Annotated in this window: 10 protein-coding genes; all 10 read left to right on the top strand. The window is 57.4% G+C overall.

Annotated elements, in window-relative coordinates; translation table 11 throughout:
- On the top strand, window positions 1-357 hold a 357-nt coding region (locus tag J5M73_RS30575; protein WP_207816826.1), incomplete at its 5' end, for a phage minor tail protein G.
- Entirely contained in the window at window positions 339-773 is a 435-nt protein-coding gene (locus J5M73_RS30570; protein ID WP_000459457.1) for a phage tail assembly protein T, read from the top strand. The genes J5M73_RS30575 and J5M73_RS30570, both read left to right, overlap by 19 nt.
- On the top strand, window positions 766-3,327 hold the full coding sequence (locus J5M73_RS30565) for a phage tail tape measure protein (protein WP_000840207.1): 2,562 nt from the start codon (window positions 766-768) through the stop codon (window positions 3,325-3,327). Before J5M73_RS30570 ends, J5M73_RS30565 begins: the two co-directional genes overlap by 8 nt.
- The gene (locus J5M73_RS30560; RefSeq protein ID WP_000847379.1) at window positions 3,324-3,653 is read left to right on the top strand and encodes a phage tail protein; all 330 of its coding nucleotides are present in this window, start codon (window positions 3,324-3,326) and stop codon (window positions 3,651-3,653) included. Before J5M73_RS30565 ends, J5M73_RS30560 begins: the two co-directional genes overlap by 4 nt.
- Window positions 3,653-4,351: a phage minor tail protein L gene (locus J5M73_RS30555; protein ID WP_001152639.1), complete on the top strand. Its 699-nt coding sequence runs from the start codon at window positions 3,653-3,655 to the stop codon at window positions 4,349-4,351. Before J5M73_RS30560 ends, J5M73_RS30555 begins: the two co-directional genes overlap by 1 nt.
- 5 nt (window positions 4,352-4,356) lie before the next feature.
- Window positions 4,357-5,100 carry a C40 family peptidase gene (locus tag J5M73_RS30550; protein WP_000194780.1) on the top strand — a complete coding sequence of 248 codons (744 nt, stop codon included), beginning with the start codon at window positions 4,357-4,359 and terminating at the stop codon, window positions 5,098-5,100.
- Window positions 5,097-5,669 carry a tail assembly protein gene (locus tag J5M73_RS30545; protein WP_001407644.1) on the top strand — a complete coding sequence of 191 codons (573 nt, stop codon included), beginning with the start codon at window positions 5,097-5,099 and terminating at the stop codon, window positions 5,667-5,669. Before J5M73_RS30550 ends, J5M73_RS30545 begins: the two co-directional genes overlap by 4 nt.
- A gap of 60 nt (window positions 5,670-5,729) precedes the next feature.
- Window positions 5,730-9,128, top strand: coding sequence for a host specificity protein J (locus tag J5M73_RS30540; RefSeq protein ID WP_000515495.1), 3,399 nt, complete (start codon window positions 5,730-5,732; stop codon window positions 9,126-9,128).
- Window positions 9,129-9,189: 61 nt separating this feature from the next.
- On the top strand, window positions 9,190-9,810 hold the full coding sequence (gene lom / locus J5M73_RS30535) for an outer membrane beta-barrel protein Lom (protein WP_001246632.1): 621 nt from the start codon (window positions 9,190-9,192) through the stop codon (window positions 9,808-9,810).
- Window positions 9,811-9,874: 64 nt separating this feature from the next.
- On the top strand, window positions 9,875-10,520 hold a 646-nt coding region (locus J5M73_RS30530), incomplete at its 3' end, for a prophage tail fiber N-terminal domain-containing protein (RefSeq protein ID WP_179288447.1).

The following is a 10,520-nucleotide window of genomic DNA, read 5'->3' as shown; positions in this document are numbered from 1 at the left end:
CTGCAGCGCATTGAGCATCTCGCCCTGATGAAACGGCAGGCAGAACAGGCGGAGTCAGACAGCAACCGGAAGTTTACTGTGGAAGACGCCATCAGAACCGGCGCGTTTCTGGTGGCGATGTCCCTGTGGCATAACCATCCGCAGAAGACGCAGATGCCGTCCATGAATGAAGCCGTTAAACAGATTGAGCAGGAAGTGCTTACCACCTGGCCCACGGAGGCAATTTCTCATGCTGAAAACGTGGTGTACCGGCTGTCTGGTATGTATGAGTTTGTGGTGAATAATGCCCCTGAACAGACAGAGGACGCCGGGCCCGCAGAGCCTGTTTCTGCGGGAAAGTGTTCGACGGTGAGCTGAGTTTTGCCCTGAAACTGGCGCGTGAGATGGGGCGACCCGACTGGCGTGCCATGCTTGCCGGGATGTCATCCACGGAGTATGCCGACTGGCACCGCTTTTACAGTACCCATTATTTTCATGATGTTCTGCTGGATATGCACTTTTCCGGGCTGACGTACACCGTGCTCAGCCTGTTTTTCAGCGATCCGGATATGCATCCGCTGGATTTCAGTCTGCTGAACCGGCGCGAGGCTGACGAAGAGCCTGAAGATGATGTGCTGATGCAGAAAGCGGCAGGGCTTGCCGGAGGTGTCCGCTTTGGCCCGGACGGGAATGAAGTTATCCCCGCTTCCCCGGATGTGGCGGACATGACGGAGGATGACGTAATGCTGATGACAGTATCAGAAGGGATCGCAGGAGGAGTCCGGTATGGCTGAACCGGTAGGCGATCTGGTCGTTGATTTGAGTCTGGATGCGGCCAGATTTGACGAGCAGATGGCCAGAGTCAGGCGTCATTTTTCTGGTACGGAAAGTGATGCGAAAAAAACAGCGGCAGTCGTTGAACAGTCGCTGAGCCGACAGGCGCTGGCTGCACAGAAAGCGGGGATTTCCGTCGGGCAGTATAAAGCCGCCATGCGTATGCTGCCTGCACAGTTCACCGACGTGGCCACGCAGCTTGCAGGCGGGCAAAGTCCGTGGCTGATCCTGCTGCAACAGGGGGGGCAGGTGAAGGACTCCTTCGGCGGGATGATCCCCATGTTCAGGGGGCTTGCCGGTGCGATCACCCTGCCGATGGTGGGGGCCACCTCGCTGGCGGTGGCGACCGGTGCGCTGGCGTATGCCTGGTATCAGGGCAACTCAACCCTGTCCGATTTCAACAAAACGCTGGTCCTTTCCGGCAATCAGGCGGGACTGACGGCAGATCGTATGCTGGTCCTGTCCAGAGCCGGGCAGGCGGCAGGGCTGACGTTTAACCAGACCAGCGAGTCACTCAGCGCACTGGTTAAGGCGGGGGTAAGCGGTGAGGCTCAGATTGCGTCCATCAGCCAGAGTGTGGCGCGTTTCTCCTCTGCATCCGGCGTGGAGGTGGACAAGGTCGCTGAAGCCTTCGGGAAGCTGACCACAGACCCGACGTCGGGGCTGACGGCGATGGCTCGCCAGTTCCATAACGTGTCGGCGGAGCAGATTGCGTATGTTGCTCAGTTGCAGCGTTCCGGCGATGAAGCCGGGGCATTGCAGGCGGCGAACGAGGCCGCAACGAAAGGGTTTGATGACCAGACCCGCCGCCTGAAAGAGAACATGGGCACGCTGGAGACCTGGGCAGACAGGACTGCGCGGGCATTCAAATCCATGTGGGATGCGGTGCTGGATATTGGTCGTCCTGATACCGCGCAGGAGATGCTGATTAAGGCAGAGGCTGCGTATAAGAAAGCAGACGACATCTGGAATCTGCGCAAGGATGATTATTTTGTTAACGATGAAGCGCGGGCGCGTTACTGGGATGATCGTGAAAAGGCCCGTCTTGCGCTTGAAGCCGCCCGAAAGAAGGCTGAGCAGCAGACTCAACAGGACAAAAATGCGCAGCAGCAGAGCGATACCGAAGCGTCACGGCTGAAATATACCGAAGAGGCGCAGAAGGCTTACGAACGGCTGCAGACGCCGCTGGAGAAATATACCGCCCGTCAGGAAGAACTGAACAAGGCACTGAAAGACGGGAAAATCCTGCAGGCGGATTACAACACGCTGATGGCGGCGGCGAAAAAGGATTATGAAGCGACGCTGAAAAAGCCGAAACAGTCCAGCGTGAAGGTGTCTGCGGGCGATCGTCAGGAAGACAGTGCTCATGCTGCCCTGCTGACGCTTCAGGCAGAACTCCGGACGCTGGAGAAGCATGCCGGAGCAAATGAGAAAATCAGCCAGCAGCGCCGGGATTTGTGGAAGGCGGAGAGTCAGTTCGCGGTACTGGAGGAGGCGGCGCAACGTCGCCAGCTGTCTGCACAGGAGAAATCCCTGCTGGCGCATAAAGATGAGACGCTGGAGTACAAACGCCAGCTGGCTGCACTTGGCGACAAGGTTACGTATCAGGAGCGCCTGAACGCGCTGGCGCAGCAGGCGGATAAATTCGCACAGCAGCAACGGGCAAAACGGGCCGCCATTGATGCGAAAAGCCGGGGGCTGACTGACCGGCAGGCAGAACGGGAAGCCACGGAACAGCGCCTGAAGGAACAGTATGGCGATAATCCGCTGGCGCTGAATAACGTCATGTCAGAGCAGAAAAAGACCTGGGCGGCTGAAGACCAGCTTCGCGGGAACTGGATGGCAGGCCTGAAGTCCGGCTGGAGTGAGTGGGAAGAGAGCGCCACGGACAGTATGTCGCAGGTAAAAAGTGCAGCCACGCAGACCTTTGATGGTATTGCACAGAATATGGCGGCGATGCTGACCGGCAGTGAGCAGAACTGGCGCAGCTTCACCCGTTCCGTGCTGTCCATGATGACAGAAATTCTGCTTAAGCAGGCAATGGTGGGGATTGTCGGGAGTATCGGCAGCGCCATTGGCGGGGCTGTTGGTGGCGGCGCATCCGCGTCAGGCGGTACAGCCATTCAGGCCGCTGCGGCGAAATTCCATTTTGCAACCGGAGGATTTACGGGAACCGGCGGCAAATATGAGCCAGCGGGGATTGTTCACCGTGGTGAGTTTGTCTTCACGAAGGAGGCAACCAGCCGGATTGGCGTGGGGAATCTTTACCGGCTGATGCGCGGCTATGCCACCGGCGGTTATGTCGGTACACCGGGCAGCATGGCAGACAGCCGGTCGCAGGCGTCCGGGACGTTTGAGCAGAATAACCATGTGGTGATTAACAACGACGGCACGAACGGGCAGATAGGTCCGGCTGCTCTGAAGGCGGTGTATGACATGGCCCGCAAGGGTGCCCGTGATGAAATTCAGACACAGATGCGTGATGGTGGCCTGTTCTCCGGAGGTGGACGATGAAGACCTTCCGCTGGAAAGTGAAACCCGGTATGGATGTGGCTTCGGTCCCTTCTGTAAGAAAGGTGCGCTTTGGTGATGGCTATTCTCAGCGAGCGCCTGCCGGGCTGAATGCCAACCTGAAAACGTACAGCGTGACGCTTTCTGTCCCCCGTGAGGAGGCCACGGTACTGGAGTCGTTTCTGGAAGAGCACGGGGGCTGGAAATCCTTTCTGTGGACGCCGCCTTATGAGTGGCGGCAGATAAAGGTGACCTGCGCAAAATGGTCGTCGCGGGTCAGTATGCTGCGTGTTGAGTTCAGCGCAGAGTTTGAACAGGTGGTGAACTGATGCAGGATATCCGGCAGGAAACACTGAATGAATGCACCCGTGCGGAGCAGTCGGCCAGCGTGGTGCTCTGGGAAATCGACCTGACAGAGGTCGGTGGAGAACGTTATTTTTTCTGTAATGAGCAGAACGAAAAAGGTGAGCCGGTCACCTGGCAGGGGCGACAGTATCAGCCGTATCCCATTCAGGGGAGCGGTTTTGAACTGAATGGCAAAGGCACCAGTACGCGCCCCACGCTGACGGTTTCTAACCTGTACGGTATGGTCACCGGGATGGCGGAAGATATGCAGAGTCTGGTCGGCGGAACGGTGGTCCGGCGTAAGGTTTACGCCCGTTTTCTGGATGCGGTGAACTTCGTCAACGGAAACAGTTACGCCGATCCGGAGCAGGAGGTGATCAGCCGCTGGCGCATTGAGCAGTGCAGCGAACTGAGCGCGGTGAGTGCCTCCTTTGTACTGTCCACGCCGACGGAAACGGATGGCGCTGTTTTTCCGGGACGTATCATGCTGGCCAACACCTGCACCTGGACCTATCGCGGTGACGAGTGCGGTTATAGCGGTCCGGCTGTCGCGGATGAATATGACCAGCCAACGTCCGATATCACGAAGGATAAATGCAGCAAATGCCTGAGCGGTTGTAAGTTCCGCAATAACGTCGGCAACTTTGGCGGCTTCCTTTCCATTAACAAACTTTCGCAGTAAATCCCATGACACAGACAGAATCAGCGATTCTGGCGCACGCCCGGCGATGTGCGCCAGCGGAGTCGTGCGGCTTCGTGGTAAGCACGCCGGAGGGGGAAAGATATTTCCCCTGCGTGAATATCTCCGGTGAGCCGGAGGCGTATTTCCGTATGTCGCCGGAAGACTGGCTGCAGGCAGAAATGCAGGGTGAGATTGTGGCGCTGGTCCACAGCCACCCCGGTGGTCTGCCCTGGCTGAGTGAGGCCGACCGGCGGCTGCAGGTGCAGAGTGATTTGCCGTGGTGGCTGGTCTGCCGGGGGACGATTCATAAGTTCCGCTGTGTGCCGCATCTCACCGGGCGGCGCTTTGAGCACGGTGTGACGGACTGTTACACACTGTTCCGGGATGCTTATCATCTGGCGGGGATTGAGATGCCGGACTTTCATCGTGAGGATGACTGGTGGCGTAACGGCCAGAATCTCTATCTGGATAATCTGGAGGCGACGGGGCTGTATCAGGTGCCGTTGTCAGCGGCACAGCCGGGCGATGTGCTGCTGTGCTGTTTTGGTTCATCAGTGCCGAATCACGCCGCAATTTACTGCGGCGACGGCGAGCTGCTGCACCATATTCCTGAACAACTGAGCAAACGAGAGAGGTACACCGACAAATGGCAGCGACGCACACACTCCCTCTGGCGTCACCGGGCATGGCGCGCATCTGCCTTTACGGGGATTTACAACGATTTGGTCGCCGCATCGACCTTCGTGTGAAAACGGGGGCTGAAGCCATCCGGGCACTGGCCACACAGCTCCCGGCGTTTCGTCAGAAACTGAGCGACGGCTGGTATCAGGTACGGATTGCCGGGCGGGACGTCAGCACGTCCGGGTTAACGGCGCAGTTACATGAGACTCTGCCTGATGGCGCTGTAATTCATATTGTTCCCAGAGTCGCCGGGGCCAAGTCAGGTGGCGTATTCCAGATTGTCCTGGGGGCTGCCGCCATTGCCGGATCATTCTTTACCGCCGGAGCCACCCTTGCAGCATGGGGGGCAGCCATTGGGGCCGGTGGTATGACCGGCATCCTGTTTTCTCTCGGTGCCAGTATGGTGCTCGGTGGTGTGGCGCAGATGCTGGCACCGAAAGCCAGAACTCCCCGTATACAGACAACGGATAACGGTAAGCAGAACACCTATTTCTCCTCACTGGATAACATGGTTGCCCAGGGCAATGTTCTGCCTGTTCTGTACGGGGAAATGCGCGTGGGGTCACGCGTGGTTTCTCAGGAGATCAGCACGGCAGACGAAGGGGACGGTGGTCAGGTTGTGGTGATTGGTCGCTGATGCAAAATGTTTTATGTGAAACCGCCTGCGGGCGGTTTTGTCATTTATGGAGCGTGAGGAATGGGTAAAGGAAGCAGTAAGGGGCATACCCCGCGCGAAGCGAAGGACAACCTGAAGTCCACGCAGTTGCTGAGTGTGATCGATGCCATCAGCGAAGGGCCGATTGAAGGTCCGGTGGATGGCTTAAAAAGCGTGCTGCTGAACAGTACGCCGGTGCTGGACACTGAGGGGAATACCAACATATCCGGTGTCACGGTGGTGTTCCGGGCTGGTGAGCAGGAGCAGACTCCGCCGGAGGGATTTGAATCCTCCGGCTCCGAGACGGTGCTGGGTACGGAAGTGAAATATGACACGCCGATCACCCGCACCATTACGTCTGCAAACATCGACCGTCTGCGCTTTACCTTCGGTGTACAGGCACTGGTGGAAACCACCTCAAAGGGTGACAGGAATCCGTCGGAAGTCCGCCTGCTGGTTCAGATACAACGTAACGGTGGCTGGGTGACGGAAAAAGACATCACCATTAAGGGCAAAACCACCTCGCAGTATCTGGCCTCGGTGGTGATGGGTAACCTGCCGCCGCGCCCGTTTAATATCCGGATGCGCAGGATGACGCCGGACAGCACCACAGACCAGCTGCAGAACAAAACGCTCTGGTCGTCATACACTGAAATCATCGATGTGAAACAGTGCTACCCGAACACGGCACTGGTCGGCGTGCAGGTGGACTCGGAGCAGTTCGGCAGCCAGCAGGTGAGCCGTAATTATCATCTGCGCGGGCGTATTCTGCAGGTGCCGTCGAACTATAACCCGCAGACGCGGCAATACAGCGGTATCTGGGACGGAACGTTTAAACCGGCATACAGCAACAACATGGCCTGGTGTCTGTGGGATATGCTGACCCATCCGCGCTACGGCATGGGGAAACGTCTTGGTGCGGCGGATGTGGATAAATGGGCGCTGTATGTCATCGGCCAGTACTGCGACCAGTCAGTGCCGGACGGCTTTGGCGGCACGGAGCCGCGCATCACCTGTAATGCGTACCTGACCACACAGCGTAAGGCGTGGGATGTGCTCAGCGATTTCTGCTCGGCGATGCGCTGTATGCCGGTATGGAACGGGCAGACGCTGACGTTCGTGCAGGACCGACCGTCGGATAAGACGTGGACCTATAACCGCAGTAATGTGGTGATGCCGGATGATGGCGCGCCGTTCCGCTACAGCTTCAGCGCCCTGAAGGACCGCCATAATGCCGTTGAGGTGAACTGGATTGACCCGAACAACGGCTGGGAGACGGCGACAGAGCTTGTTGAAGATACGCAGGCCATTGCCCGTTACGGTCGTAATGTTACGAAGATGGATGCCTTTGGCTGTACCAGCCGGGGGCAGGCACACCGCGCCGGGCTGTGGCTGATTAAAACAGAACTGCTGGAAACGCAGACCGTGGATTTCAGCGTCGGCGCAGAAGGGCTTCGCCATGTACCGGGCGATGTTATTGAAATCTGCGATGATGACTATGCCGGTATCAGCACCGGTGGTCGTGTGCTGGCGGTGAACAGCCAGACCCGGACGCTGACGCTCGACCGTGAAATCACGCTGCCATCCTCCGGTACCGCGCTGATAAGCCTGGTTGACGGAAGTGGCAATCCGGTCAGCGTGGAGGTTCAGTCCGTCACCGACGGCGTGAAGGTAAAAGTGAGCCGTGTTCCTGACGGTGTTGCTGAATACAGCGTATGGGAGCTGAAGCTGCCGACGCTGCGCCAGCGACTGTTCCGCTGCGTGAGTATCCGTGAGAACGACGACGGCACGTATGCCATCACCGCCGTGCAGCATGTGCCGGAAAAAGAGGCCATCGTGGATAACGGGGCGCACTTTGACGGCGAACAGAGTGGCACGGTGAATGGTGTCACGCCGCCAGCGGTGCAGCACCTGACCGCAGAAGTCACTGCAGACAGCGGGGAATATCAGGTGCTGGCGCGATGGGACACACCGAAGGTGGTGAAGGGCGTGAGTTTCCTGCTCCGTCTGACCGTAACAGCGGACGACGGCAGTGAGCGGCTGGTCAGCACGGCCCGGACGACGGAAACCACATACCGCTTCACGCAACTGGCGCTGGGGAACTACAGGCTGACAGTCCGGGCGGTAAATGCGTGGGGGCAGCAGGGCGATCCGGCGTCGGTATCGTTCCGGATTGCCGCACCGGCAGCACCGTCGAGGATTGAGCTGACGCCGGGCTATTTTCAGATAACCGCCACGCCGCATCTTGCCGTTTATGACCCGACGGTACAGTTTGAGTTCTGGTTCTCGGAAAAGCAGATTGCGGATATCAGACAGGTTGAAACCAGCACGCGTTATCTTGGTACGGCGCTGTACTGGATAGCCGCCAGTATCAATATCAAACCGGGCCATGATTATTACTTTTATATCCGCAGTGTGAACACCGTTGGCAAATCGGCATTCGTGGAGGCCGTCGGTCGGGCGAGCGATGATGCGGAAGGTTACCTGGATTTTTTCAAAGGCAAGATAACCGAATCCCATCTCGGCAAGGAGCTGCTGGAAAAAGTCGAGCTGACGGAGGATAACGCCAGCAGACTGGAGGAGTTTTCGAAAGAGTGGAAGGATGCCAGTGATAAGTGGAATGCCATGTGGGCTGTCAAAATTGAGCAGACCAAAGACGGCAAACATTATGTCGCGGGTATTGGCCTCAGCATGGAGGACACGGAGGAAGGCAAACTGAGCCAGTTTCTGGTTGCCGCCAATCGTATCGCATTTATTGACCCGGCAAACGGGAATGAAACGCCGATGTTTGTGGCGCAGGGCAACCAGATATTCATGAACGACGTGTTCCTGAAGCGCCTGACGGCCCCCACCATTACCAGCGGCGGCAATCCTCCGGCCTTTTCCCTGACACCGGACGGAAAGCTGACCGCTAAAAATGCGGATATCAGTGGCAGTGTGAATGCGAACTCCGGGACGCTCAGTAATGTGACGATAGCTGAAAACTGTACGATAAACGGTACGCTGAGGGCGGAAAAAATCGTCGGGGACATTGTAAAGGCGGCGAGCGCGGCTTTTCCGCGCCAGCGTGAAAGCAGTGTGGACTGGCCGTCAGGTACCCGTACTGTCACCGTGACCGATGACCATCCTTTTGATCGCCAGATAGTGGTGCTTCCGCTGACGTTTCGCGGAAGTAAGCGTACTGTCAGCGGCAGGACAACGTATTCGATGTGTTATCTGAAAGTACTGATGAACGGTGCGGTGATTTATGATGGCGCGGCGAACGAGGCGGTACAGGTGTTCTCCCGTATTGTTGACATGCCAGCGGGTCGGGGAAACGTGATCCTGACGTTCACGCTTACGTCCACACGGCATTCGGCAGATATTCCGCCGTATACGTTTGCCAGCGATGTGCAGGTTATGGTGATTAAGAAACAGGCGCTGGGCATCAGCGTGGTCTGAGTGTGTTACAGAGGTTCGTCCGGGAACGGGCGTTTTATTATAAAACAGTGAGAGGTGAACGATGCGTAATGTGTGTATTGCCGTTGCTGTCTTTGCCGCACTTGCGGTGACAGTCACTCCGGCCCGTGCGGAAGGTGGACATGGTACGTTTACGGTGGGCTATTTTCAAGTGAAACCGGGTACATTGCCGTCGTTGTCGGGCGGGGATACCGGTGTGAGTCATCTGAAAGGGATTAACGTGAAGTACCGTTATGAGCTGACGGACAGTGTGGGGGTGATGGCTTCCCTGGGGTTCGCCGCGTCGAAAAAGAGCAGCACAGTGATGACCGGGGAGGATACGTTTCACTATGAGAGCCTGCGTGGACGTTATGTGAGCGTGATGGCCGGACCGGTTTTACAAATCAGTAAGCAGGTCAGTGCGTACGCCATGGCCGGAGTGGCTCACAGTCGGTGGTCCGGCAGTACAATGGATTACCGTAAGACGGAAATCACTCCCGGGTATATGAAAGAGACGACCACTGCCAGGGACGAAAGTGCAATGCGGCATACCTCAGTGGCGTGGAGTGCAGGTATACAGATTAATCCGGCAGCGTCCGTCGTTGTTGATATTGCTTATGAAGGCTCCGGCAGTGGCGACTGGCGTACTGACGGATTCATCGTTGGGGTCGGTTATAAATTCTGATTAGCCAGGTAACACAGTGTTATGACAGCCCGCCGGAACCGGTGGGCTTTTTTGTGGGGTGAATATGGCAGTAAAGATTTCAGGAGTCCTGAAAGACGGCACAGGAAAACCGGTACAGAACTGCACCATTCAGCTGAAAGCCAGACGTAACAGCACCACGGTGGTGGTGAACACGGTGGGCTCAGAGAATCCGGATGAAGCCGGGCGTTACAGCATGGATGTGGAGTACGGTCAGTACAGTGTCATCCTGCAGGTTGACGGTTTTCCACCATCGCACGCCGGGACCATCACCGTGTATGAAGATTCACAACCGGGGACGCTGAATGATTTTCTCTGTGCCATGACGGAGGATGATGCCCGGCCGGAGGTGCTGCGTCGTCTTGAACTGATGGTGGAAGAGGTGGCGCGTAACGCGTCCGTGGTGGCACAGAGTACGGCAGACGCGAAGAAATCAGCCGGCGATGCCAGTGCATCAGCTGCTCAGGTCGCGGCCCTTGTGACTGATGCAACTGACTCAGCACGCGCCGCCAGCACGTCCGCCGGACAGGCTGCATCGTCAGCTCAGGAAGCGTCCTCCGGCGCAGAAGCGGCATCAGCAAAGGCCACTGAAGCGGAAAAAAGTGCCGCAGCCGCAGAGTCCTCAAAAAACGCGGCGGCCACCAGTGCCGGTGCGGCGAAAACGTCAGAAACGAATGCTGCAGCGTCACAAC

Origin of the sequence: Pseudomonas sp. 50_B, from assembly GCF_017491625.1 — a bacterium.
GTDB classification, from domain to species: Bacteria; Pseudomonadota; Gammaproteobacteria; order Pseudomonadales; family Pseudomonadaceae; genus Aquipseudomonas; species Aquipseudomonas danubii.
Note: the sequence above shows the minus strand (reverse complement) of the source record. Positions and strands in the feature narration are given on the sequence as shown.

Coding starts and splice junctions, on each gene's coding strand:
- J5M73_RS30565 (WP_000840207.1), top strand. CDS start 766: ATGGCTGAACCGGTAGGCGATCTGGTCGTTGATTTGAGTCTGGATGCG.
- J5M73_RS30560 (WP_000847379.1), top strand. CDS start 3,324: ATGAAGACCTTCCGCTGGAAAGTGAAACCCGGTATGGATGTGGCTTCG.
- J5M73_RS30555 (WP_001152639.1), top strand. CDS start 3,653: ATGCAGGATATCCGGCAGGAAACACTGAATGAATGCACCCGTGCGGAG.
- J5M73_RS30550 (WP_000194780.1), top strand. CDS start 4,357: ATGACACAGACAGAATCAGCGATTCTGGCGCACGCCCGGCGATGTGCG.
- J5M73_RS30540 (WP_000515495.1), top strand. CDS start 5,730: ATGGGTAAAGGAAGCAGTAAGGGGCATACCCCGCGCGAAGCGAAGGAC.
- lom (WP_001246632.1), top strand. CDS start 9,190: ATGCGTAATGTGTGTATTGCCGTTGCTGTCTTTGCCGCACTTGCGGTG.